Consider the following 23,962-nt stretch of genomic DNA (forward strand, 5'->3'; position numbering starts at 1 on the left):
AACCTCATTGTCCGGCCAGCGTGTTGAGCTGGAGGATCGGGAGCAGGATGGATAGCACGATCGTCGCGACGATGCCGCCCATCACGACGATGATCAGCGGCTCGAGCAACGAGAGTGCGGTGGCGGTAAAGCGGTCGAACTCGCGTTCGAGATAGTCCGCGGCGCGCTCCAGCATTTCGTCGAGACGGCCTGCGGCTTCGCCCGAGGCGGCGAGATATGTCAGCAACGGCGGGAAGACGCCGGCGCGACGCATCGCGGCGGAAAGCGATCCACCACCGCGGATCGCATCGACGATCTGGTCCGATGCCTGGCGGAGCCGACGGTTGTGGATCGTGCTGGCGGTGAGATTGAGACCATCGAGCAGCGGCAGGCGGCTAGCGACCATCGTGCCGAGCGTACGCGCCATCCGCGCAGCATGGAGATCGCGCAAGAGTCGGCCGAGCATCGGAATACGGAGTAGCCAGCTGTCGAAGGCGAGGCGGAAGGTCGGGTCTTTCAGGGCCCGCCACAAAAGAAGGTTAGACAGGGTTAGGCCAAGAACGATCACCCACCAATAGCCGACGAGGAAGGCCGAAAAGGCCATGACCATCCGCGTAAGTAACGGTAATTGCTGGCCAACTGTGTCGAATTGCTCGACCACCTGGGGCACCACGAACATCATCAGGGCGGTCACGACGCCAAGCGCGACGAGGGCTAGGATCGACGGATAGGCGAGCGCGGTGATCAGCTTGCCGCGGATCTCGGCCTGGCGTTCGAGCAGGGCCGCGAGGCGATCGAGGATGGTCGGAAGCGAGCCCGAACTTTCGCCGGCGGAGACCATCGCGCGGTACAGTGGCGGGAAGCTCTTCGGTTCGCGCGCCATCGCGTCGGCGAGCCTCCGGCCTTCGACGACGCCGGCATGGACGTGCTGGACGATCGTGCGGACGCTGTCCTGTTCGGTCTGGCGGGTGATCGTACGCAGCGATTCCTCCAGCGGCGAGACGCGGTTGAGGGTCGCAAGCTGGCGGGTGAAGAGCGTGAGATTCTTGCCCGACATCTTGGGCGTACCGAACTGGAGACCGAACAGCGGGCGGCCCTTGGTTGCCTGCGGCGGCGCGCCGGTCGTGATCTTCACGACGTAGAATTTGCGCGCGTCGAGCGTGGCGCGCGCTACGTCTATGTCGGCAGCCGCGACGTGCCCACGGCGTTCCGCACCCTTCGTGTCGATCGCGATGTAGTCGAAGTCAGCCACGACGTGCTCCCCTCCCTGGAAGGGAGGGGTTGGGGGTGGGTCGGTTTGTTAGGCGGAAGGCGGTGGCCAAGGAGGGCCTACCCACCCCCGGCCCCTCCCTTCCAGGGAGGGGGGCAGAAGGGTTACGCATCGGCCACCTCTTCCACCAATTCGGTCGTGTCGCGGCGGGATACCCGGACGGCTTCCTCGGCGGTGGTCTGGCCGGACAGGACGAGCTCGCGCGCCGACTGCGCTAGGTTCGGGGATTTGGCGAAGGCGTGTGCGGTTATCTCCGATTCGTGGCCATCGGTGTTGATCAGGCGGCGGATGGTATCGTCGATGCGAACCGCTTCGAACACGCCGATGCGGCCCTTGTACCCGGTCTGGTTGCAGTCTTCGCAGCCTTGCGCGACGTAGACGATCGCTTCCGGGGCGATACCGAGCAACGGGGCTACCGTATCGGAGGCAGGCACCGCCTTGCGACAAGTCGGGCACAGCCGCCGCACGAGGCGCTGGGCGATCACCGCGCGCAGCGTCGAGGCGAGCAGGAAGCTTTCGACCTTCATGTCGCGCATGCGGGTGATCGCGCCGATCGCGTCGTTGGTGTGGACGGTCGACAGCACGAGATGGCCGGTGAGCGACGCCTGCACCGCGATTTCGGCAGTCTCGCGGTCGCGGATTTCGCCGACCATTACGACGTCGGGATCCTGGCGGAGGATCGCGCGAAGGCCCGCCGCAAACGTCAGCCCGACCTTCGGGTTGACCTGCGTCTGGCCGACGCCGTCGACGGCGTATTCGACCGGGTCCTCGACGGTCAGGATGTTGCGGCTGCCGTCGTTGAGCAGGCGGAGCGCGGCGTAGAGCGAGGTGGTCTTGCCCGAGCCGGTCGGGCCGGTGACAAGGATGATGCCGTTGGGTTCGCTCAGCGCTTCGTTGAGCAACGCGAACAGCGCGGGCGGCAGGCCCAGCGCTTCCAGGTCGATGCCGGCATTCTCCTTGTCGAGAATACGCAGCACCACGCGTTCGCCGGCGCGGCTCGGCAGTGTCGAGACACGGACGTCGAGCAGCTTGCCGCCGAGCGTCAGTCCCATGCGACCATCCTGCGGCACGCGGCGCTCGGCGATATCAAGGCGCGCCATCACCTTGATGCGGCTGACGACGACGGGCGCGACGTTGGGCGGCATCCTCAGCGTCTCGCGCAGCACACCGTCGATCCGCATGCGGACGACGAGGCCGGTCTCGTACGGCTCGATGTGGATGTCCGACACGCCGTTGCGCGCGGCGTCGGCGATGATGCCGTTGATCAGGCGGATCGCGGGCGCGTCGTCGGCGGTGTCCAGCAGATCCTCCGCGGTCGGCATGTCGCCCGCAAGCAGGTCGAGTTCGTCGCCCATCCCGACCGCGGCGAGCGCATTGGCCTGGCCGTCCATCGCATAGACGTTCGACAGTAGGCGGTCGAAGGCGATCTGTTCGACGAAGGTCACGTCGAACGGGCGCGCGAGATAGCGGCGGAGTTCGAGCAGGACTTTCGGGTCTGCGCCGGCGCGCATCGCGATCGTGAGGTGGGAATCGGTGTCGGTGTGGTCGACGACGACGCCGAACTTTCTGGCGAAGGCGTAGGGGATGGTGATTTGGGGAAGGTCACTGCTCCCCTCCCGCTTGCGGGAGGGGTCGGGGGAGGGCACGACATATCCCTCGATCGCTTCGTCCGTGAGTAGGGCAGCCCCTCCCCCGACCCCTCCCGCAAGCGGGAGGGGAGTAGCGGCGTCGATCTCATGGCCTTCGCGAATGATCATTTCTTCGGCCGCACAACCATCGTCGAGGTCCGCACGGGAACCGCAATGCGAGGGTCTTCGATGCTGCCGGGGATCGGGCCGGATGGGATCGGCGGGGCGGCGCCCATGTAATCGCGGACGAGTTGATCGATCGACGGCTCGGCACCCGGCTCCTGCAGGCCCTGTTGCAGGCGGACATAGCCATAACGTTGCTCGGTCAGCTTCCGACTGTCCTCCGCGGTGCGCAAAATCGTCGGACGGATGAAGATCATCAAATTGGTCTTAGACCGCTGCTTCGCCTTCGACGTGAACAAATGCCCAAGCACGGGGATATCACCCAACAGCGGGATCTTCTCGATCGTCCGACGCTCGTTGTCGTCGAGCAGCCCGCTGATCACCGCGATCTGGCCATCGTCGACGGTGCGGACGGTCTCGACCTCACGCTTGTTGAGGATCAGATCGCTGTTGTCGCTCGATACCGGCCCGGCGATCGAGCTGACCTCCAGGCGCAGGTTGAGCTTCACCGTCCCCGACGAGTTCACCTGCGGCCGCACGGTAAGCTCGATACCGACATTCTGCCGCTGCGTGGTCCGGAACGCGTTGTCGAAATTGGTGCTGAGCGCTTGGCCCGTGGTGATCGGAATCTCCTGCCCGACCAGGCTGTGCGCCTCCTGGTTGTCGAGCGTGACGAGGTGCGGGACCTGGAGCAGGTTGGAGGTCGTGTCGCTCTTCACCGCGTTGATGATCGCGCCGAAGAACGTGCTGCCGATCTTGCCGCCGAAACCGCCGAAACCGCCGGAGGCCGCGAGGATCGACGCGATCGCCGACTGCTGCAACGTGTCGGCCGCCGCATTGGGCGTGTTCGTTTCGGTGCGCGTGCCATCGGGCGCGACAACCGTCGTGCCGTTGCCGCCGATCGAGCGCGCCCCGATCGCGCCGGCGATCTGCAGGATGTTGGGTGCGGAATTCGAGAAGGTCGACGCGCCGAACGCGCCGCCGCTGGGATCGCCGACGATGAACTGCGCGCCAAGCGTGCGTGCGGTCGAATCCGAGACTTCGGCGACGATCGCCTCGACCAGCACCTGTTCGCGGCGGGTGTCGAGTTGGCGGACGACCTCGTTCAGCTGGCGCTGGATCTCGGCAGGTGCGGCGATGACGATCGCGTTGGCGCCGGCAAAGCGCGTGACCACCGCGGCGGTCTTCCCGCCGGCCGCGGTGATCGCGGGCTGGCCGGAGCCACCACCCCCGCCGCTCGGTGATGGGCCGGATTGCGGAACCTGAGGCTGCGAAAAGTTCGACTGTCCACCGGACGCCCCGTTGGTGCTGCTCGATCCGAAGTTCGAACGCGACAACGCCGTCTGCACGGGCTGCGTAGGAGTCTGGCCGACGAGTTCCTGAAGCACGGGGAGCAACTGCTCGGCATCGGCATTCTCAAGGAACACGACCTTGATCTCGGTGCCGTTGCGCGCCTTCTCGTCGAGGTCGGCGGCGACCTGCGCCAGGCGCGCGACGGTGGTCGGATCGCCCCGCAGCGCGACCGCGTTCGAACCCTCGACCGCGACCACGGATGCGCTCGGGCCGGAAGCGCCGCCGCCGCCCTGCCCGCCCTGCCCACCGCCGGTTCCGGTGCCGATCAGGCCCTGGAGCGCAGTGGCGATCTCCTTCGCGCTCGCATTTTTCAGGGCGACGACGCGAGTCGAGGACGTGTCGGTGTCGATCCGGCGCAGGACTTCGCGGATGCGGCGGATGTTGTCGGCAAAATCGACCACGACGAGGCTGTTGCCGCCGCGGTTCGCACTGACCGAACCCTGCGCGCTGACCAGCGGGCGCACCGTCTCGACCGCTGACTGCGCATCGATCGCACGAAGACGGATGATCTCCGTGACGTAACTGTTGCGCGCTGCGCCCGCGACGCCGATCCGGCTCGGCTGCGAGGCGGCGTTGTCGAGCGGCTGGACGCGGAACGCACCGTTCGAGGTCGGCACCGCGACGAGGCCGTTGGCGCGCAACGTCGAGAGGAATATCTCGAAATATTCGGAACGACTCAGCGGGCGATCGGTGACCACCGTCACCTTGCCGGCCACCCGGTTGTCGATGATGAACGTGCGGCCGGTAACCTTGGCGGCATCCGCGATGAACGCGCGGATATCGGCGTCACGGACGTTGAGCGTGGTCTGCGCTTGGACGCTGGCGGCCAGCGCTAGCGCTAAGACCGGACCGAGAAGAAGTTTTTTCATTTGGCCGTTTTCATTTGGGTGGCGCGATCGTGATGGCGAGCGGCAGGGTATCCTGGCCGCGTTCTACGGTGATGGGGACGTTGCCGCCGCCCGCGAAATCCTTGGCGATGCGGTCGAGGTCGCCGGGTCCGGAGACGGGCCGTCCGCCGATCGAGGTGACCACGTCGCCGTCCTTCAGTCCTGCCGAGCGAAACGCGTTGCCCGAGCCCTGCGACCGGACGGTGAGCCCGCTGATGCGACCACCGTCGATCCGCGGGATGAAGCCGATCTCGCTCCGCAACTGGTCGACGGGGATGCCGACGGCAGGGGCAGCCGCTGCGGTCGCGCCAGCCGGCGACGCGCCCGGAACGACCGGCGTCACGGATCCCGACTGGTCGAGGAACAGGTCTTCGTCGGCCCCGCCGCGGTCGATCGTGACATGGTCGAACGCGACTGCCTTGAGACGCACGCCCGGCTGGATCTCGTCACCGACCGCGACGCTCTGCTGGACACCGTCGGGACCGGCGATGATCGCCGAACTGCGGCCCATCGCCTCGTCCATGCGCGTGCCGAAGAGGGTCAACTGGAGCGAGGTAACGGTAGCCGGCGCTCCCGCGACACCACCTAGGCGGAAGAACGGATCGAACCCACGCAGGATATCGGCTGGCGACCCGATCACCATCGGCGCGGCCGGGCGCCAGTCGCCCAGCGGCGTGATCGGCGTCACGATCGTCCACGCCAGCCGCGCGCACTGCACCGCCAACCCGGCCAGCAGCGCGAGTTCGACGACACTATAGACATTCACGACCGGCATACGCCGCAAGATACGGCGCGCTCGCGCGTCCAGCTTCAATCGCATCCGCGACCCACCCCATTTTCCCGCATCTCGTCGCGTAGGCATGCCATGTTACAATTCCGCGTCAATGGCTTGCGCGTCGGTTGCTCATATTCCGACGGGGTAGCGCTCCGCGCCGGGGGTTGGCAGAAGGCGGCATGTCCGATCTTCTCCCGTCCAGCGGCTCCGGCCTGCCCCCCGAACCGGTCATCGCGCGATTGTCGGTCCCCGGCGTGCAGCGGGTGCCGAACGCGAAGCTCGACCTGTTCTTGCGCAGGGACTTCCTGCCGCCGGACCTTTGTACGGCATTGATCAAGCAGATCGACGCAGTCCGGCGGCCGTCGACGATCTCCGATTCGAACGGCGACGCGAGCTATCGAACCAGCGAGACGGGCGACCTGTTCGCGGGTGATCAGGTGGTGACGGAGGTCGAGAGTCGGATCCTGGCGCTGACTGGTCTCGACCCGGCGCACGGCGAACCGCTTCAGGGGCAGCGCTACGCGGTCGGGCAGGAGTTCAAAGGGCACACGGATTATTTCGAGCCGAACGGCGTCGATTATCAGCTTTATTGCGGCGTCGCCGGCAATCGCACCTGGACCGTGATGATCTACCTCAACCAACCGGAAGCCGGCGGCGCGACGCGGTTCAAGGCGATCGACAAGATCGTCCAGCCGGAGACCGGCAAGCTGCTCGCCTGGAACAATCGGCGCGCCGATGGGAGCATGAACCCGGCGACACTGCATCACGGAATGAAAGTGCGGTCGGGGGTCAAGTACGTGATCACCAAATGGTTTCGCGAGAAGCCCTGGGGCTAGGCGTAGCGCGGCAACACAATAGCCAGGTTAAGGCGAGCGGAATTGACTATTGGCTCCCCTCCCGTCTGACACCTAAAGCACCCCCCCGGCGAAGGCCGGGGCCCAATTGGGTAACGTTGCTAACCGAGGTCGCGCTACGTTACTCAACCCTTCCCGATTGGGCCCCGGCCTTCGCCGGGGGGGGGAGACACCGATCGACGATCACCCGCCGTCAATCATCATCAGAACGTCGTGCTGATCCCGAGCGTGAACACCTGACCCAGGTTATACCGGTTGATGTACACCTGGTTGCCGTTCTCGAACGTCTGGCCCTCGGTAAAGCGGGTCTTGGTCAGGTTACGCGCTTCGGCCTTCACCTCGAACCTAGCACCGCGCAGTTCGACACCCTGGCGGGCGACGAGATCCAGGCGGATGCCGGGCTTCTCGATGATGTCGGGCAGGAAGCCCGTGCCACCAAGGTTGGACGGGCCGCGGTTGGTCACGCGGTCGCTCGCATAGTTGAAGAGCAACGTGATCTGCGACAGCCGTTTGGTGTCCTCCAGCCCAAGCTGGACGTTGACCAGATGGTCCGACTGGCCGGTGAGCGGCGCCCCGTCGCGGAAATTGCCGGTCGCGGGTGCGAAGCCGACTTGGCATCCCCCGGTCGCCGTCCTTTGGTCCACGACGTTCGGCACGCAAGTGTTATCCACGGTGATCGACGACTGCGTATAGGTGTAGTTGGCGATGAACAGCAGTCGGCGCGTCGCGAAGAAGTCGCTGCCGAGGGTGTCGAGCGGCACGTATTTCTGGAACTCGACCTCGCCGCCGTACAGCTTGGCCTTGGGCAGGTTGGTGAAGCCGGTCTGGAGACGATCGTCGGCGCCGGTATAGAAACCGACCTGCTCGATCGGCTTGTCGATCCGCTTGTAGAACGCACCGAGCGTGAAGCGCTGATCACGCGCGAAGAACCACTCGTAGCGCGCGTCGAGGTTGTAGAGCTTGGTGTCCTGCAACAGCGGGTTGCCGAAGAACAGGCGATCCGATTCGGGATCGCGGAACTGCTGCGGCGCAAGCTCGCGGAACTGCGGGCGCGAGATCGTTTTCGACGCACTGGCGCGAAGCTGCATGTCGGGCGCGAAATTCCAGGTCAGTGTCGAGGCCGGCAGGAAGTAATCGTTCTTCAGCCGCGTCGTCCCCGAGCCGATCGGGGTAACCCGCTCGTCCGCCGTCTCATAGCGCACGCCGATCGTCGCACGGACACCGTCGGTCGCCTCGGCCTCGGCCTGGACATAGCCCGCATGGATCCGCAGCGACGCGTCATATTGATACGCACCCAGCGGCGTGTTGAACTGCAACTCCAGCGAGTTCAGCGGATCGTTGGTGTCGATCGCGAGCAGGTAATCCGGACGCAGCAGATTATACGGATACCCCGGCGCGGTGCCACCACCGCGCGGCGTCTGGTAGTTGAACTGGAGGCGCGACGACGTCCGGTTCGTATCCGAGAAGAAATAGCCGGTCGACAGCGTCATCGGCCGATCGGTCGACAGCTTGTACGCCGCGTCCGCCTGCCCGCTGTACAGGTCTTCCTTCAGTTCGCTGAAGATGATCGAGGCGAACGGCGAGAAGCGCTGCGTCACCTGGTACGCGCCGTTGCACTGCGCGCCGCCGGTCCCGTTCGGATCCTGCACCGCGATCGGCTGGCCTGTGGTCGTGGTGTTCGAGCAGAGATAGTCGAACTGACGCTCGTACGGCGCATTGCGCTTCGAGTTGGCATAGGCACCGCGCACGTCGAGCGTCAGTGCGTCGACGGGCTTGAACGCGCCGACCAGCTGGCTCTCGAACAGCTGGCGTTCGAACCAGTTGGTGTTCTGTTGGAAACGCAGGCCGCTGGAGTTGTTGTAGGTGGTCGCCGCCGACCCACGCGCCTGCTTCAGCGTATCGTGGATATAGACGTTGGTCAGCTTGATGCTGTTCTCGCCGAACTCGTAGCCGACGCCGATCAGCGCGTTGGCGACCATCCGGTTGTCGGTCAGCAAGGTCTGGAAATCGTTGCGCAGTAGCCCCTCGTTGGTGACCGAATCCTGCTGCGTGATGCTGCGCGTGCGGAACGTGTTGCTCGTGCTGACCGACGCGATCACGCCGAGCCGACCCGACCCGATGTCGAACACCGAGCCGCCGCTGATCTCGCCCGAGAAATTGGCGGGGAGCTGGTTGTTGCGCTGGAGCAGCGAGGTCGAGGCGTTGCTGAGCGTCGCCGCCTGCGCCGCCGAGATGTTGCCGTTGCCGCTAGGCGCGTTCTTGATGAAGCTCGGCACTTTCCGCGTGCCGTCGTCGAAGCCGATCCAGTCGGCATCGCCCCCATAATAGGTGTAGCCGAGTTCGCTGGTCGTCGCCGTATCGGCCGAGACCGAGCCGCCGAACGACAGGAAGTTCTTGTCCGGGATCGCCTTGGTCGTGAGGTTGATCACGCCGCCGCCGAATTCGCCCGGATAGTTCACCGAATAGGTCTTCTGGACCAGCGCGGACCCGACGATCGTGGTCGGGAAGATATCGAGCGGCACCGAACGACGCAGCGGCTCGGGGCTAGGCAGTGGCGACCCGTTTAGCAGCGACGACGAGTAACGATCGCCGAGGCCGCGGACATAGACAAAGCCGTTGCCGACGATGCTGAGCCCGGTGACGCGCGACAGCGCGCCGGCGATGTCGCCTTCGCCGGTGCGCGCGATATCTTCGGTCGACAGGATCGACACGACCTGCGGCGTCGCGCGGACAAAATTGGGGATGTTGCGACCGACGACGACGATGTCCTCGCCGCCATTGGGATCATAGCCAGGCGTCGAGACTTCGGCCTGCGCACCGGCAGCCTGTGGCGCAGACGTGTCCACCGGCGTCGAGGTCGGCCCGGTCGGCGTGGTCGACGCGGGCGGTGGTGCAGCCGGAGCCGGCGCAGCGCCGCCAGCCGCAGGAGCCGTCTGCGCCAGCACCGCGGGCGCGACCAGCTGCGAGGTCAGGAGAAGTAAGGTGGCATAGCCGAAGCGCGTCTGCATGGCCGAATATCCAGATCAGGAGTCTATGGGCGAATGCCGGGGCGGTCTTTCGAACCACCCCGGCATCGCTGCTCACGTCATCGACCGCACCAGCTGGCTAGCAGGCCGACTAAGGGGTCGAGGGCGCGCCGTTACCGGCCGTTGCAGTTGAAGTAGACCGAGGTGAAGATCGGCGGACCCTGGTCCTGCTTCGAAGCATCGGCCGCACGGACGGTCGAGCGATCGGCCTGGCTGGCTTCCTGCGCGACAAGGTTGAGGCAGGCGACGGTCGCCGGCGTCTTCACGATGCCGTTGACGAAGCGCATGTCCGACCCACCACGCTGGCGGATCGCGGCCGGCGCAAGCGCGGTCTGCACGAACGTGAAGTTCGAGAACTGACCGAAGGTGCGCGGCAGCAGATCCTCGGCACCGTTCGAGTCGATCTCGGTCGAGAACGAGTCAGCGGTTGCACCGAGCAGGCGCTGTGCGGCGATGATGAACTGCATGAAGCCGCGATACCCGTTGTCGATATCGAAGCCGTCGTCGTCCGCGCCGGTGACCGCGAAATACTTGACGTTCGTGGTCCCGCCGAAGATCTCGACGCCGTCATCGGCCGAATTGTGGCTCTGGACGTGATCGATCGTCGTGCCCGAACCGGTGCCGCCCAGCGTCAGGCCCTGAAGCTCGTTGCCGTCGCTGATCGCGATGCCGCTGTAACGGATCTGGACATACTGCATCGTGCCGCTGTTGTCCGCGGCGGTCGGGCCACCGTAGAAGCGCCCGGTGACGCCTTCGATCGCCTGCTGGCAGGTCGTGCTCGTGCCGCCAGCATTGTTCGGACCGGTACCGGTCGCGCAGACCGCGACGGGGGCGCGGCCGAGCAGGATGATCCCGCCCCACTGGCCCTGCGTCGCATCGCTGACGCCGTTGGCGGTCAGGTTCTGCTGCGACGTGAAGATGATCGGCGCGTCGCGCGTACCGACGGCGCTGATCTTCGACCCGCGGTTGACGAGCAGGAGATCGGCGGTGACTTCGGTCGAGTCGGCAGCGACGACCACGCCCGGTGCGATCGTCAGCGTCACGCCGGTATCGGCACCGGTCGTGCCGACATCGGCGCCGACTTCGGTCTGGCCACGCAGGCGATAGAACACGCCGGCGATCTTCGGCAGCGTCAGGCTGGACGAGATGACGGTCGGCAGGCGGCAGGCGCGGAACGTCTGGACCAGGCCATCGTCGATCGTGCCGGTCGGGCACGCTGCGGCCGAGCCGCCAGCGCCGACGGCAGGAACCGCGGTGCAGCGTGCGGTCGTGCTGCCGCCGAACTCGGCCGATGTGGAGGCGCAGGTCCAGCCCTGGAATGCGGTGTCGGTCGGGCCGTTCAGCGCGCCGACGAAGTTGGTGCTAGTGAAGAACGGGCTGATCGACGACGGATCGGTCGCGGTCGTGGCGGACGTCGCGGCGGTCGGATACACGCCGGTCAGGACGTTGGTGCCGTTGACGTTGTTGTTGGTGCCGGCATTGACGATCGCGAGCTGCTCGTCGGCGCTGATCGTGATCGTGCCATCCGAGCGTGCGCCCGAGGTCGAGGCGAACTGGGCGGCGGTGATCGCCGATGGGGTCGGCGTTGGCGTGGACGGCGTCGGGGTCGGCGTGGCTGGCGGGGTGATGATTACCGTGCCCGCGCCCGGCGAAGCGACGTCGTCGGCACCACCGCATGCGGTAAGTGCGAGGCAGGCCGTGCCGGTCAGCAGGATCGTGCCGAGGCGAGTAAAGCTGGTCATGCGAAGGACTCCCGAGTCGTACCGTTGTGTGTTCGGATCGACCCAGGCTCCCCCCTGTCGACCGTGACTTGGCGGTTAGGCTGGCCAGATGACGCTGCGATGCGATTTCGGTGACGCTTGCATGACGATGATATGACGGTTCGATGACTGTCGATCGGGGGCATGCTCGGCAACGTGCTCGGCCACGGGGTTGAAAACCGCGCCATCGAACACATCTCTTCCGATCCGGCGCGCGATGATTTACAGGCGCTGCCAGAGTCACCCGCGGCGCATCCCTGCGACTGCGTGGCCAGACCATTATTACAGGATTATTCGACGACAATGGCCTCTTTCAAGGACCCCAGTTTCCAGGACCGCACGAGCAGCGCAGCCGCCGCCAAGCAGAAGGCGCTCGAAGCGCTCCGTGCCAAGCCGCCAATCGACGAAGCCGTCGTCGCCGAACGCCTCGCCGCGCGCGAAGCCAAGGAACTCGCCGAGCGCGAGAAGCGTGCTGCCAAGCGCGCCGCCGAGGACGAGGCCAAGGCCGCCAAGAAGGCCGAAGCCGAGGCTGCTGCCGCTAAGAAGCGCGAAGCCGAAGCCAAGGTCGAACTGACCGACGCCGAGAAGAAGGCGATTCGCGACGCGAAGTACGCGGCACGGAAGAACAAGAAGAAGTGATTTAGGGGCGGCGGTGGTGCCGCCCTTGCTACCGCGATGTTACAAACCGCTCGCTCCACTTAAGCCACTACCCCAGCGAAGGCCGGGGCCCAGCTGGCAAGGCCGAAGTAACGGAGCGCAGTCCGCCGTTGGCGACATCCCCCAACTGGGCCCCGGCCTTCGCCGGGGTGGCGCTTGGAAAACAGCGCAGTCCTCTCAATCCCTTGTTCTCCCGCGAAGGCGGGAGTCCAGCCTGGACTTCCGCCTTCGCGGGAGAACAATGTAGGCGGTCGCAGAAGTCAGCGCCCCCACAACAATTCTCCCCCAAGCCCTCATCGCCGAGCGTCTCATTCCGCGAAGCCGAGGAACTCGCCAAACGTGAGAAGCGCGCCGCCAACGCAAGCCACCCCCCCGGCGAAGGCCGGGGCCCAGCTGGCAAAGCCGAAGTAACGAAGCACAGTCCGCCGTTGGCGACGTACCCCAACTGGGCCCCGGCCTCCGCTGGGGTGGCGCTTGGAAAACAGCGCAGTCCTCCGACTGCTTTATTCTCCCGCGAAGGCGGGAGCCCAGTCTGGACTCCCGCCTCCGCGGGAGAACAATATGAGCGATCGTCGAAGTCAGCGCCTCCTCCAATCCTCCCCTTGCAGAAGAAGATCGTCAGCGAAACCCTACGCCGCCTGCTCCCAACCTCCCCCCAACGCCTTGAACAACGCCACCGTCAACTGCCGCAACTGCGCATCGCTCGATACCAGCTGTTCCCGCGCCGTCAGCACGTCCGTCTCGGCATTCAACAGCGTAGTCTGCGCGACGAACCCGGTCCGGTACTGCGATTCCGCCGCCTTCGCGCTGCTCTGCGCATCGACCACCACCCGCTGCAACGCCGCATTCCGACGCCGTTCGGCCGCGATCTGCGCGAGCGGATCCTCGACATCACGCAACGCCTGCAACACGGTCGACCGATAGCGGAAATACGCCTGCTCGCGGTCCTCCTCGCGCGACTTCACCGCCGACTTGCGCCGCCCCCAGTCGAGCAACGGGAATTGCGCCGCGCCGGACGCGGTCAGCTGGAGGCTATCACCCGAGAACAGATTGCCGAGCGCAGTGGAGATCAGCTGGCTCATACCGGTCAGGCTGAACCTCGGATACATATCCGCCACCGCCACGCCGATATCCGCAGTGGATGCCGCCAGATCGCGCTCTGCCGCCCGCACGTCGGGACGACGACGCAGCAGCTCCGACGGCAACCCGGCCGGAATCATAGGCACACCAAGCGATGCGACCGAAGGCGCCGCGAGTTCGCCCATCAACGTAGCTGGCGGTTCACCCAGCAGGATCGCCAGCGCGTGCATCCGCACGTCGACATCGGCGCGGACCGGCTCGGCGCGCGCCTCGGTCGAGGTGATCGACGCACGCTGCCGGGTTACGTCGATCGGTGGGACGAGGCCGACCTTGGCGATGTTGCCCGCGATCGTCAGCGCGCGCTGCTGGTTGGCGATCTCGCTCTCTATCGTCGCTAGCTGCGCCTGATCGAGCCGCAGCGCGAAATACGCCTGCGCGACTTCGGCCGCTAGCGTCACCGCGGCGTCGCGCTTCGACCAGACCGCAGCCTCCGTCCGCGCCCGCGCGCCCTCGGTGCTGCGTCGGACACCGCCGAACAGGTCGAGCTCCCAGCTGGCATCGAACCCGACCGAATACGTCGTGATCCCGCTACCGGGCAGCGCGATGCCGCCGGTCGAACCGGTACCACCCGCCCCCGTACCACCGCTGAACGCCCGCGCGATCGACGAGAGGCCAGCGTTCTTGCTGAACTCGATATGGCTCGGGCTGGCGCTCGCATTGACGCTCGGCAACCCTTGCGACCGCGCAACGATCTCCTGCAACCGCGCCTGGCGCACGCGCGACGCGGCGATCGCGATGTCGGGGTTGCCCTTCAGCGCGCGCTCGACGAGCCCGTCCAGCTGCGCATCGCGGAACGCCGACCACCAGCGCGCCGGATCTACCGTGGCACCAACCGTGGCTTGCGGCCCGACGAATGCCGGCGGCACCGTCATCTCTGGCGCAACGTAATTCGGGCCGACGGTGCACCCCGCGAGCAGGGCCGCGACCGCAACCACCATGAACCGCGCACGCATCAATGCATCCCTCCCGAGGGTGCGCCGCCGGTCTTGCCGGAGCGCATGAATAGAACCAGTGGCGCAACGACCAGCACGACCACCATCATCGCGCGAAACACGTCGAGGAACGCGAGCATCGTCGCCTGCCGCTGCATCTGGCTGTAAAGTACCGCGAGTGGTGTGGTGGATGGATCCCCCTGCCCTGCAAACACTCCCGCCGCCTTCTGCATCCAGTCGTTATAGTTCGGATCGAGCGGGTTGAGCGTCTGGGTCAGTTCCGACTGGTGCCGCTGCAACCCGCCCGCAAGCTGCGTCTGTGCGAAACAGATACCGATCGTCCCGCCGAGATTGCGCGAGACGTTGAGCAGGCTCGATGCCTGCGCGGTCTGCGTCTGCTTGAGCCCGACATAGGCGATCGCGTTGATCGGCACGAACAGGAACGGCAGCGCCATCGCCTGGAACAGTCGCGCGAAGGCCGCATCGGAGAACGCAATGTCGGCGGTCAGGTGGCTCATGTTCCACAGCGCGAACGCCTGCACCAGCAACGCCGGAAACAGGAGGAAACGGACGTCGACGAGCCCGCTCAACCGTCCGGCGAACGGCACCATCACCAGCGTCGCGAGACCTCCGGCGGTCAGCGCGAGCCCTGCGTCGAGCGAGCTGTAGCCGAGCACCTGTTGCAGCATCTGCGGGATGAGCTGCGTCGTACCGAACAGGATCATGCCGGTAACGCCCATGATGCCGATCGTCAGCGCGAAGTTGCGGTTCTTCATCAGCTTGAGGTCGATCACCGGGTCCTTGTGGTTCAATTCCCAGATGACGAGGCTCACCAGCGACACCGCGGCGATGATCGCCGACATGACGATGAAGCCGCTCGCGAACCAATCCTCTCGCTCACCGCGATCGAAGGTGAGTTCGAGGAAGCCGAGACCCAGCGCGACCAGCGCGACGCCGACGTAATCGATCGTCAGGCCATTCTTGAAGCGCTCGTCGCGGTCCTTCTTCACCTGCGGCGGCTCATCGACGAACGTCTCGACGAGGAACCACGCGCCGATGCCGACCGGCACGTTGATCAGGAACACCCAATGCCAGCTCGAATATTCGACGATGTAGCCGCCGAGCGTCGGCCCGAGCACGGGGCCCACGACGACGACGATCGCGAAGGCTGCGAACGCCATGCCGCGCTGTTTGGGCGGGAAGGTGTCGGCGAGGATCGACTGTTCGACCGGCGCCAATCCGCCCCCGCCTATGCCTTGCAGCACGCGTGCGACTACGAGCGTACCGATGTTCGGTGCCAGGCCGCAGAGCAGCGAGGCGAGCGTGAACAGTGCGATCGAGAGGAGGAAATAGCGCTTCCGCCCGATCGCGTCGGACAGCCAGCCCGAGATCGGGATGACGATCGCGTTTGCGACGAGGTAGCTGGTCAGCACCCACGTCGCCTGATCGGTGGTGATCGACAGCCCGCCCGAGATATGATCGAGCGCGACGTTGGCGATCGAGGTGTCGAGCACCTCCATGAAGGTCGGGATCGAGATGATCGCGACGATCAGCCACGGGCTGTACTTGCCCGCCGCCGACCGGTTCGGCGACCAGGTGTGCCCGCCCCCCGCATCGACTTTCGCCCCAGTTTGTTGAGCGGGCGCCTTGGCCACCTCAGCGTACCTTGACGGTAGGCACCACCGACATGCCGGGGCCGATCGGATAGCGCTTCGGATCGGGGCCGTTCTTGGCATCGAACACGATCCGGACGGGTACGCGCTGGACGACCTTCACGTAATTGCCGGTCGCGTTCTGGGGGGGCAGCAAAGCGAACGCCTGGCCGGCGCCGCGCTGGATCGAGTCGATATGACCTTTGAACTCCACTCCGGGATAAGCATCAACATGAATGTCGACGGGCTGGCCGATCTTCATCAATGTGAGCTGCGTTTCCTTGAAGTTGGCGGTGACCCACATCGTGTCGGGGACGATCGCCATCAGCTGCGTGCCGGGCGCGACGTAGGAACCGACGTTGACCGAGCGGTTGACCACCTGCCCTGCGACCGGGGCGGTCAGGCGGAGATCGCCGATCGTGACGTTCGCCTGCTCGACCTGCGCGCGACGGGCGTCGATCACCGACTTCGCCGCGCCGACCTGTTTGCGGGCGACGCTGATCTGGGCGGTGGCGGTGTCGATCTGCTCACGCGCGGCGGCGGCTTCCGCGGCGGTCTGGCGGGCGGTGGCACGCGCCTGATCGAGCTGCTGGCCCGCGACCGCGCTCGGATCGAGGCGCAACAACGCCTCGTAACGCGCGAGATCCTGCTGGGCCTTCACCGCGGCCGCCATCGGCACGCGCGCCTGCGCCGCGGCCTGCTGGCGTTGCGCCTCGGCAGCGGTCACCTGCGCCCGGGCCTGCGCGAACTGCGCGCGCGCCTGCGATTCGTTCGCCTGCGCCTCGGCGACCTGCGCGTCGCGGCCGGATGCCTTGATGACGGCGAGCAGGCGGCCGGCCTCGACGTGGCGATTGTCGATGTCGGCGACCTGGACCAGCGTGCCTGCGACCTGTGGCGCGAGGCGGACAATATGCGTGTCGACGAACGCGTCGTCGGTCGATTCGAACTGCCGCGCGTGCAGCCAGTAGAGCACGCCACCGATGATCAGCCCGCCGACGACGATGACGAGGATGATCCAGAACAGCGGCTTCTTGAACACCGACGGCTTCTTGTCGTCTTCGTCCGCCTCGTCCTGCTGCTCGGTATCGGACTGCTGATCCTCGCCGTTCGGGTCGGGCTTGCGGCCGTCGTCCTCGTGGTCGGTATCTGAGTGGTTCGTCTGGTCGGTCATGCCTGGCCCTGTTCTTCAGCACGCATCGAATCGAGAATGGCGTCGATATTGGCGTCGATCCGCGCCTTGATATCGAGGATGTCGGAAGGCTCGAGCGTGTCGCACTCGAGCAATTTGAGGCAGGTCGCGCGGCTCGATCGCAACGCCACTACCTGCCCAAGCAGCGTGATCGTCGCGATCCGCGCGGTGCGGACGTTGCGCAGGCCGGTCGCGATGCAGACGAACTCGCCGAGCTGTCGCACCATCTGGCCCATCACGCCGCCGTAGATTCGTTCGAACGCCTCGCTCGGCTTCATCTGTTCGCGCAGCACGAACAGCGTCCAGTCGGCGCTGTCGGCGCTCGCCATCTTGTCGGCCAGCCGGCCGAGGATGCGGTGAATCTGCGCACGCGCGCCGGCTGCATCGTCGGACCCAATGTCGTGGTCGAGGTCGAGCGGATCGCCCATCACCGCGGACATGCGCTCGGCGATCCGATCGGCGGCGGCGAGGTACAGACCCTCTTTGCCGCCGTAATGATAGGTGATCGACGACATCGCGGTGCCAGCCGCGGCGGCGATGCCGCGCGTGCTGGCGCCTTCGAGGCCCTTGGCGCCGAATTCGCTGATAGCGATGTCTAGGAGTCGGGACTGGACCACGCGGGGCGTTTAGTTCGATCGAACGAACGGGCCTAATGAAGAAGATGTCATGTTTGGTGATAGGGTCGTCAGGCTCTATTCAGACGCACCTCCCCTCCCTGAAAGCGAGGGGTTGGGGGTGGGTAGGCCCGCTTGTGCCGCAACCGTCCGCCGATACGGAAGCCGACCCACCCCCAGCCCCTCCCTTTCAGGGAGGGGGGAAGAAGGAGCGCCTTCCTAGAAGCAAACGACGAAGGGTGACGCCGTGGCCAGAGACAGAAACGCCGGTCCCTTCGTGCGAAGGAACCGGCGTAAATCTGGTGGGCGCGACAGGGATTGAACCTGTGACCCCACCCGTGTGAAGGGTGTGCTCTACCGCTGAGCTACGCGCCCGAAACTCGTTCGGAAGCGGGCGTTTAGGCAGACGATGCCTGCCTGTCCAGCCCTTAAGTGGTTACCCTTTCGATCCGCCCCCACAAGGGGGCGCCGTAGGCGACGGAGGGGGAGGACATCGAACCTAAGTCGTCCGCTGCCCCCCCCCTTCCGTCTGGAAAGCGCCAGCAACCTTCCCCAGCCGGTAGAGGAATACGGGCGTGTCGCTTTAATTAACCGCGTCCTTCAGGCCCTTGCCGGCCTTGAACTTCGGCTGGGTCGAGGCCTTGATCGTCATCGGCTCGCCCGTGCGAGGGTTACGGCCGGTCGACGCTTTACGTTTCGAGATTGAGAACGTGCCGAAGCCTACCAAGCGAACCTCGTCGCCCTTCTTCAGCGATGCCTCAATGGCATCGAACACGGCCTCGACCGCCTTAACCGCGTCAGCCTTCACTAGTCCGGACGTGTCGGCAACCGTCGCGATCAGCTCCTGCTTGTTCATATAATCCCCCGGGAAAACTCGAATCAGCCGCGATGGACTCGCGGCCGCAATCAGCGCGCAATAATGCGGCGGCCCCGTCTGCTGTCAAACGAAACCACCGCGCTATCGCTTACGATCCAAACATGGATCAGTGGTGAAGGCCACCCCCGACCGGCGTAATCGGTGCCGGCGGCAGGGCCGCCAGCTCGTCGGCATCGGTCCACTCGATCGCTTCGAGCGGTTCGGTCAGTGCCAGCCGAAGCACCTCGTCGACATGCTTGACGGGAATGATCTTGAGCCCCGCTTTTATGTTCGCCGGAATCTCCACGAGGTCCTTCTCGTTCTCGGCCGGGATCAGCACCGTCTCGATCCCGCCCCGCAGCGCAGCCAGCAGTTTCTCCTTCAGGCCACCGATCGGGAGCACCCGGCCGCGCAGCGTCACCTCGCCGGTCATCGCCACCTCGCGCCGGATCGGCACGCCGGTCAGCGTCGAGACGATCGACGTGACCATGCCGATGCCCGCCGACGGACCGTCCTTCGGCACCGCACCTTCGGGCAGATGGATGTGGATGTCCTTGCGCGCGAACAGGCTCGGCTTAATCCCGTAGCTCGGCGCACGGGCTTTTACATAGCTGAACGCGGTCTCGATCGACTCCTTCATCACGTCGCCGAGTGTGCCGGTGAGCTTGGCCTGGCCCTTGCCCGCGACCGTCACACTTTCGATCGTTAGCAGCTCGCCGCCGACCTCGGTCCAGGCAAGCCCGGTGACCGCGCCGATCTGGTTCTCGGTCTCGCCAAGGCCGTGGCGATACTTCTGCACGCCCGCATATTCGCCGACGTTCTCGGGCGTGATCGTGACGCTGGTCGTCTTGTTCTCAAGGATCTGCCGCAGCGCCTTGCGGCACAGCTTGGCGATCTCGCGTTCCAGCGTACGTACGCCAGCCTCACGCGTATATTGCTGGATGAGCGTACGAAGCCCCTCCTGCGTCAGCGTGAACTCACCGGGCTTCAGGCCGTGCGCCTCGATCTGCTTCTCGATCAGATGCCGCTCGGCAATCTCGACCTTCTCGTCCTCCGTGTAGCCCTCCAGACGGATGATCTCCATGCGGTCGAGCAGCGCCTGCGGCAGGTTGAGCGAGTTCGCCGTGCAGACGAACATCACGTCCGACAGATCGATATCCACCTCGAGATAATGATCCTGGAACTTGCCGTTCTGCTCCGGGTCGAGCACCTCCAGCAACGCCGACGCGGGATCGCCGCGGAAATCCTGGCCGAGCTTGTCGATCTCGTCGAGCAGGAACAGCGGGTTGGACGTGCCGGCCTTCTTGAGATTGGTCACGATCTTGCCCGGCAGCGAGCCGATATACGTCCGGCGATGCCCACGGATCTCGGCTTCGTCACGCACTCCGCCCAGCGACTGGCGGATGAACTCGCGCCCGGTCGCCTTGGCGATCGACTTGCCGAGCGAGGTCTTGCCGACGCCCGGAGGGCCGACAAGGCACAGGATCGGCCCCTTCAGCTTGTTGGTGCGCGCCTGCACGGCGAGATACTCGACGATCCGGTCCTTGACCTTCTCCAGCGCGTAATGATCCTCGTCCAGCGTCACCTGCGCGGCGGCGATGTCCTTCTTGACTTTCGACTTCTTGCCCCAGGGGAGCCCGAGCAGCACGTCGAGATAATTGCGCACGACGGTTGCCTCGGCGCTCATCGGCGCCATCGTCTTCAGTTTCTTCAGCTCGGCTGTGGCCTTGGAGCGCGCTTCCTTGCTCATCTTGAGCGTGGCGATCTTCTGCGTCAGCTCGGCGATTTCGTCGCCTTCGCCCTCGCCGTCCTCGTTACCCAGCTCGCGCTGGATCGCCTTCAACTGCTCGTTGAGGTAATATTCGCGCTGCGTCTTTTCCATCTGGCGCTTGACGCGGCTCTTGATCTTCTTTTCGACCTGCAGGACGCCCAGTTCGCCCTCCATAGCCACCATCGCCATTTCGAGACGCTTCGACGGGTTGGTCTCGATCAGCATCGCCTGCTTCTCGGCGACCTTGATCGCGATGTTGGCAACGACCGCATCGGACAGCTTCGACGCGTCCTCAATCTCCGACATCTGGACCGCGGTCTCGGACGCAAGCTTGCGATTGAGCTTGGCGTAATTCTCGAACTGCTCGACCACCGATCGCATCAGCGCGGTGACCTCGGCGCCTTCGACCTCGGCATCGGCGACCGTCTCGACCGTGGCGGTCAGGAAGTCGCCCGACTCGTCCAGCGTTTCCAGCGTCGCACGCTGCTTGCCCTCGACCAGCACGCGGACGGTGCCGTCTGGGAGCTTCAGCAGCTGGAGGACGGTCGCGGTCACGCCCATCGAATACAGGTCGTCGCGCGCGGGATCGTCCTCGGCCGGGTCGACCTGCGCGACGAGATAGATCTCCTTGTCCGCCGCCATCGCCGCTTCGAGCGCGGCGACGGACTTATCGCGGCCGACGAAGAGCGGCACGATCATGTGCGGAAAGACGACAATGTCGCGAAGGGGAAGGACGGGGTACTGGGTCATGAACGCTCCGGTGGGTGCCTGCATGGGGGCATAGTCTGTAGCTTATATGGTGAGGATGAAGCGTCCATCAATTGGTTGGCGGTTGGAACGATATCTGGAGGGGGCGACAATGCCTCGCCCGCTCCGTCCCCCGGGTTTGTTCGATGCCCATGCGCAGCGTGCTTATACCCCGCCGTCATCCCCGCGAAGGCGGGGATCCATATCCTCAAGGGTGCGTGATCATGCTGCAAGGCCAGCCGGTATGGGTTCCCGCCTCCGCGGGAATGACGACGAATATGGGCTTACCGCTTGTATCGCTCCCACCTCCGCGCGAGGATACACCATGATCTCGCGTCTCCTCCTCGCCGCCAGCGCCACCGCGCTCCTCGCCGCCGCGCCACTCCCAAAAAAGGGCGAACCCGCGATCACCGCGCAGACGCAGCGGTCCGGCGGGGTGCTCACGCCCGAGCAGACCGCGCTCCGGTTCGACAGCGCCGACCTCGCGTTCGAGGTGCTGCCGGAGACCGAAAGCTTGAACGGGGTGGCAACGCTGGTCTTTACCGCCAAGGCCCCCCTCGCCCGGCTGCCGATCGACCTCGATCGCAATCTGCCGGTCCGTGCGATCGCGATCGACGGCGCGCCGCTCGCGCCGGCCGCGTGGAGCAATCCCGAGGGACGGCTCATGATCACGCTGCCCAAGCCTGTCCCCGCCGGCGGCAAGGTGACCGCGAAGATCACCTATGGCGGCACGCCGCACGTCGCGGTGAAGGCGCCGTGGGACGACGGCATGGTCTGGTCGAAGGCGCCCGATGGCCGCACCTGGTTCGCGACGACCGCGGAAGGCTATGGCTGCGACCTGTTCTGGCCGTGCCTCGACTTCCCGACCGGCGAGCCCGCGCTGGTGACGCTGCACATCACCGTGCCGAAGGGGTTGAAGGCCCCCTCGAACGGCGTGCTGCTCGGCGTCGATACGCTCGCCGATGGCCGGACGACGTGGAACTGGCGCGCCAAGCGCCCCAACACCTATGGTATCGCGCTGAACGTCGGGCCGTATGAGGAGATCAGCGGCACCTACAAGAGCCGCTTCGGCAACAGCATTCCGATGCATTACTGGTATCTGCCGGGCGAGAAGGCGCAGGCGGAAAAGCTGTTCGCCGAGTTCGCGCCGACGCTCGATTTCTTCGAAAGCATGATCGGGCCCTACCCGTTCGGCGACGAAAAGCTCGGTGTGGTCGAGACCCCGCACAAGGGCATGGAGCACCAGACGATCAACGCCTATGGCAACGACTACGCCAAGGCGCCTGAGGGCTTCGACTGGCTGTTCCAGCACGAATTTGCGCATGAATGGTTCGGCAACCAGCTGACCGCCGCCAACTGGGACGATTACTGGCTGCACGAGGGCTATGGCACCTACATGCAGCCGCTCTACGGCCAGTGGCGCGAGGGCCGCGCGCGCTATGCGGCGATGATGCAGGGCGAGCGCACCTCGATCATGAACCTCAAGCCGATCACGCAGCAGCGCGTCACCACCGAAGAGGAGGTGTACGAGCTCGACAAGGGCGGCGCCGGGCAGGACATTTATTACAAGGGCTCGTGGATGCTCCACACGCTGCGCGGGCTGATCGGGGACAAGGCGTTCTTCGACGTCACGCGGCTCGCGGTGTACGGACGCGCGGATCCGAAGCCGGGGAATTTCGCGCCGCGGTTCGGCTCGACGAAGGAGTATGAGGGGCTGGTGCAGAAGGTTACGGGGAAGGACTATAAGTGGTTCTTCGACGTGTATCTTCGTCAGGCGGCGTTGCCCGAACTGGTCGAGACGCGGACGGGGAATACGGTGTCGCTGGCGTGGAAGGTGCCGGGTAATGGACCGTTCCCGCTGCCGGTCGAGGTGCAGATCGATGGGAAGACGCGGACTTTGCCGATGACGGACGGGAAGGCGAGCCTGACCGTCCCGGCTGGCGCGCATATCGTGATCGATCCCGATGCGCTGGTCCTGCGGCGTAGTGTCGCGCTGGAAGACGTGGCCGCCTGGAAAGCCGCGCAAGCTGCGAAGGCCAAGCCACAATGACCTCTTCATCGTTCCCCGGCGAACGCGAGGGCCCAGGGTTCCAGGAGACGGCGCTCGAGACTCCCGGACTACCGCGGGCGCAGGAGAACGGCCCGTGGCCTTCCCGCGCGGCGGAAATGGCCGCGATCTTCATGGTCGGGGACGGCTTGATCGGCCTGCTCCAGCCGCGCCGGCACGTCGATCTCTGGAAGGACGATGCGCTTGGGACCGAAAAACTGGTCGCGCCGTTCGTCGATCGCCCCGGTCGGCGCCGGCTTTATGCGGTGGTGCAGATCGCCGCAGGCCTCGCCTTGGCGGCACGCCAAAGACGATGAAGGCGGCGGGCTGGCTCCTGCCGGTGCTAGCGCTCGCCGGGTGCGGTTCGGGCCCGGACGCCGGCACGACCGACCAGATCGCGCGGGGCAAACGCGTGTTCGGTCGCTGCACCGCCTGCCACACGATCGGGCAATATGCGGGCGATACCGACGGCCCCAATCTCTACGGGGTGATGGGCGGGCCGATCGGCGAGCGCCGCCCGCGCTTCTCGTACACCGCCGGACTGAAGGCGCTCGGCGGCAACTGGGACGCGGAGCGCATGGACCGGTGGCTCGCCAACCCGCGCCGGATGGTGCCCGGCACGACGATGGCCTTCGCAGGCGTGCCCGACCCGAAGGATCGCGCCGACGTCATCGCCTATCTGTCGACGCAAGGCCCCTGAGC

General features: G+C 65.6%; 17 protein-coding genes and 1 tRNA gene. 5 read left to right on the top strand and 13 right to left on the bottom strand.

The genetic code is table 11. The features are described from left to right. Positions 1 to 4: 4 nt before the first annotated feature. The 4 genes from gspF to U1708_RS10400 all read right to left on the bottom strand — a co-directional run bounded on the left by gspF (position 5) and on the right by U1708_RS10400 (position 6,102). Complete coding sequence (gene gspF / locus U1708_RS10385) at positions 5 to 1,231, bottom strand: type II secretion system inner membrane protein GspF (protein WP_332745345.1); 1,227 nt, start codon at positions 1,229 to 1,231, stop codon at positions 5 to 7. A gap of 122 nt (positions 1,232 to 1,353) precedes the next feature. After that, entirely contained in the window at positions 1,354 to 3,006 is a 1,653-nt protein-coding gene (locus U1708_RS10390) for a GspE/PulE family protein (RefSeq protein WP_332745347.1), read from the bottom strand. Further along, positions 3,003 to 5,222 carry a type II secretion system secretin GspD gene (gene gspD / locus U1708_RS10395; protein WP_332745349.1) on the bottom strand — a complete coding sequence of 740 codons (2,220 nt, stop codon included), beginning with the start codon at positions 5,220 to 5,222 and terminating at the stop codon, positions 3,003 to 3,005. Before gspD ends, U1708_RS10390 begins: the two co-directional genes overlap by 4 nt. A 10-nt stretch (positions 5,223 to 5,232) precedes the next feature. Next, the gene (locus U1708_RS10400; protein ID WP_332745351.1) at positions 5,233 to 6,102 is read right to left on the bottom strand and encodes a type II secretion system protein N; all 870 of its coding nucleotides are present in this window, start codon (positions 6,100 to 6,102) and stop codon (positions 5,233 to 5,235) included. Between the two features lie 92 nt (positions 6,103 to 6,194). On the opposite strand from U1708_RS10400, the gene U1708_RS10405 reads away from it, so the two are divergent. Beyond that, positions 6,195 to 6,851 carry a prolyl hydroxylase family protein gene (locus tag U1708_RS10405; RefSeq protein ID WP_332745353.1) on the top strand — a complete coding sequence of 219 codons (657 nt, stop codon included), beginning with the start codon at positions 6,195 to 6,197 and terminating at the stop codon, positions 6,849 to 6,851. Between the two features lie 221 nt (positions 6,852 to 7,072). On the opposite strand, the gene U1708_RS10410 is transcribed toward U1708_RS10405, so the two are convergent. Together U1708_RS10410 and U1708_RS10415 are read right to left on the bottom strand one after the other, a co-directional pair. After that, a complete protein-coding gene (locus tag U1708_RS10410; protein ID WP_332745355.1) occupies positions 7,073 to 9,877 on the bottom strand; it encodes a TonB-dependent receptor domain-containing protein in 2,805 nt (934 codons plus the stop codon). Positions 9,878 to 10,008: 131 nt separating this feature from the next. Then, a complete protein-coding gene (locus tag U1708_RS10415; protein ID WP_332745357.1) occupies positions 10,009 to 11,637 on the bottom strand; it encodes a beta-helix domain-containing protein in 1,629 nt (542 codons plus the stop codon). Between the two features lie 162 nt (positions 11,638 to 11,799). On the opposite strand from U1708_RS10415, the gene U1708_RS10420 reads away from it, so the two are divergent. Beyond that, positions 11,800 to 12,294 carry a DUF6481 family protein gene (locus U1708_RS10420; RefSeq protein ID WP_332745359.1) on the top strand — a complete coding sequence of 165 codons (495 nt, stop codon included), beginning with the start codon at positions 11,800 to 11,802 and terminating at the stop codon, positions 12,292 to 12,294. A 647-nt stretch (positions 12,295 to 12,941) separates the two neighbouring features. On the opposite strand, the gene U1708_RS10425 is transcribed toward U1708_RS10420, so the two are convergent. The 7 genes from U1708_RS10425 to lon all read right to left on the bottom strand — a co-directional run bounded on the left by U1708_RS10425 (position 12,942) and on the right by lon (position 21,216). After that, a complete protein-coding gene (locus U1708_RS10425) occupies positions 12,942 to 14,405 on the bottom strand; it encodes an efflux transporter outer membrane subunit (protein ID WP_332745361.1) in 1,464 nt (487 codons plus the stop codon). Then, positions 14,405 to 16,039 (bottom strand): DHA2 family efflux MFS transporter permease subunit, encoded by a 1,635-nt coding sequence (locus tag U1708_RS10430; RefSeq protein WP_332745363.1) that lies wholly within the window; start codon positions 16,037 to 16,039, stop codon positions 14,405 to 14,407. Before U1708_RS10430 ends, U1708_RS10425 begins: the two co-directional genes overlap by 1 nt. 1 nt (position 16,040) lies before the next feature. Next, positions 16,041 to 17,207, bottom strand: coding sequence for an HlyD family secretion protein (locus U1708_RS10435; RefSeq protein ID WP_332745364.1), 1,167 nt, complete (start codon positions 17,205 to 17,207; stop codon positions 16,041 to 16,043). Further along, positions 17,204 to 17,842: a CerR family C-terminal domain-containing protein gene (locus tag U1708_RS10440; RefSeq protein WP_332745365.1), complete on the bottom strand. Its 639-nt coding sequence runs from the start codon at positions 17,840 to 17,842 to the stop codon at positions 17,204 to 17,206. The genes U1708_RS10435 and U1708_RS10440 overlap by 4 nt, the downstream gene beginning before the upstream one ends. A gap of 297 nt (positions 17,843 to 18,139) precedes the next feature. After that, positions 18,140 to 18,214, bottom strand: a tRNA-Val gene (locus U1708_RS10445). 208 nt (positions 18,215 to 18,422) lie between these two features. Beyond that, entirely contained in the window at positions 18,423 to 18,719 is a 297-nt protein-coding gene (locus tag U1708_RS10450) for an HU family DNA-binding protein (protein ID WP_268795398.1), read from the bottom strand. 103 nt (positions 18,720 to 18,822) lie between these two features. Beyond that, positions 18,823 to 21,216 (bottom strand): endopeptidase La, encoded by a 2,394-nt coding sequence (gene lon / locus U1708_RS10455; protein WP_332745366.1) that lies wholly within the window; start codon positions 21,214 to 21,216, stop codon positions 18,823 to 18,825. 322 nt (positions 21,217 to 21,538) lie between these two features. Between lon and U1708_RS10460 the strand changes: the two genes are divergently transcribed. From U1708_RS10460 to U1708_RS10470, 3 genes are read left to right on the top strand one after another with little or no spacing between them, the layout of a single operon-like run. Then, the gene (locus tag U1708_RS10460; protein WP_332745368.1) at positions 21,539 to 23,263 is read left to right on the top strand and encodes a M1 family metallopeptidase; all 1,725 of its coding nucleotides are present in this window, start codon (positions 21,539 to 21,541) and stop codon (positions 23,261 to 23,263) included. Further along, positions 23,260 to 23,577, top strand: a complete 318-nt coding sequence (locus U1708_RS10465) for a hypothetical protein (protein ID WP_332745370.1) — start codon at positions 23,260 to 23,262, stop codon at positions 23,575 to 23,577. Before U1708_RS10460 ends, U1708_RS10465 begins: the two co-directional genes overlap by 4 nt. Further along, positions 23,574 to 23,960 (top strand): c-type cytochrome, encoded by a 387-nt coding sequence (locus tag U1708_RS10470; RefSeq protein WP_332745372.1) that lies wholly within the window; start codon positions 23,574 to 23,576, stop codon positions 23,958 to 23,960. Before U1708_RS10465 ends, U1708_RS10470 begins: the two co-directional genes overlap by 4 nt. Positions 23,961 to 23,962 lie beyond the last annotated feature (2 nt).

The sequence above is a fragment of the Sphingomonas arabinosi genome (genome assembly GCF_036663715.1).
Classification (GTDB): domain Bacteria; phylum Pseudomonadota; class Alphaproteobacteria; order Sphingomonadales; family Sphingomonadaceae; genus Sphingomonas.

What these genes read in the sequence shown, in the direction of transcription:
- U1708_RS10470 (WP_332745372.1), top strand. Translation starts at nt 23,574, where the DNA reads ATGAAGGCGGCGGGCTGGCTCCTGCCGGTGCTAGCGCTCGCCGGGTGC.
- lon (WP_332745366.1), bottom strand. Translation starts at nt 21,216, where the DNA reads ATGACCCAGTACCCCGTCCTTCCCCTTCGCGACATTGTCGTCTTTCCG.
- U1708_RS10405 (WP_332745353.1), top strand. Translation starts at nt 6,195, where the DNA reads ATGTCCGATCTTCTCCCGTCCAGCGGCTCCGGCCTGCCCCCCGAACCG.
- U1708_RS10465 (WP_332745370.1), top strand. Translation starts at nt 23,260, where the DNA reads ATGACCTCTTCATCGTTCCCCGGCGAACGCGAGGGCCCAGGGTTCCAG.
- gspD (WP_332745349.1), bottom strand. Translation starts at nt 5,222, where the DNA reads ATGAAAAAACTTCTTCTCGGTCCGGTCTTAGCGCTAGCGCTGGCCGCC.
- U1708_RS10390 (WP_332745347.1), bottom strand. Translation starts at nt 3,006, where the DNA reads ATGATCATTCGCGAAGGCCATGAGATCGACGCCGCTACTCCCCTCCCG.
- U1708_RS10435 (WP_332745364.1), bottom strand. Translation starts at nt 17,207, where the DNA reads ATGACCGACCAGACGAACCACTCAGATACCGACCACGAGGACGACGGC.
- U1708_RS10460 (WP_332745368.1), top strand. Translation starts at nt 21,539, where the DNA reads ATGATCTCGCGTCTCCTCCTCGCCGCCAGCGCCACCGCGCTCCTCGCC.
- U1708_RS10415 (WP_332745357.1), bottom strand. Translation starts at nt 11,637, where the DNA reads ATGACCAGCTTTACTCGCCTCGGCACGATCCTGCTGACCGGCACGGCC.
- U1708_RS10400 (WP_332745351.1), bottom strand. Translation starts at nt 6,102, where the DNA reads ATGCCTACGCGACGAGATGCGGGAAAATGGGGTGGGTCGCGGATGCGA.
- U1708_RS10425 (WP_332745361.1), bottom strand. Translation starts at nt 14,405, where the DNA reads ATGCGTGCGCGGTTCATGGTGGTTGCGGTCGCGGCCCTGCTCGCGGGG.
- U1708_RS10410 (WP_332745355.1), bottom strand. Translation starts at nt 9,877, where the DNA reads ATGCAGACGCGCTTCGGCTATGCCACCTTACTTCTCCTGACCTCGCAG.
- U1708_RS10420 (WP_332745359.1), top strand. Translation starts at nt 11,800, where the DNA reads ATGCTCGGCAACGTGCTCGGCCACGGGGTTGAAAACCGCGCCATCGAA.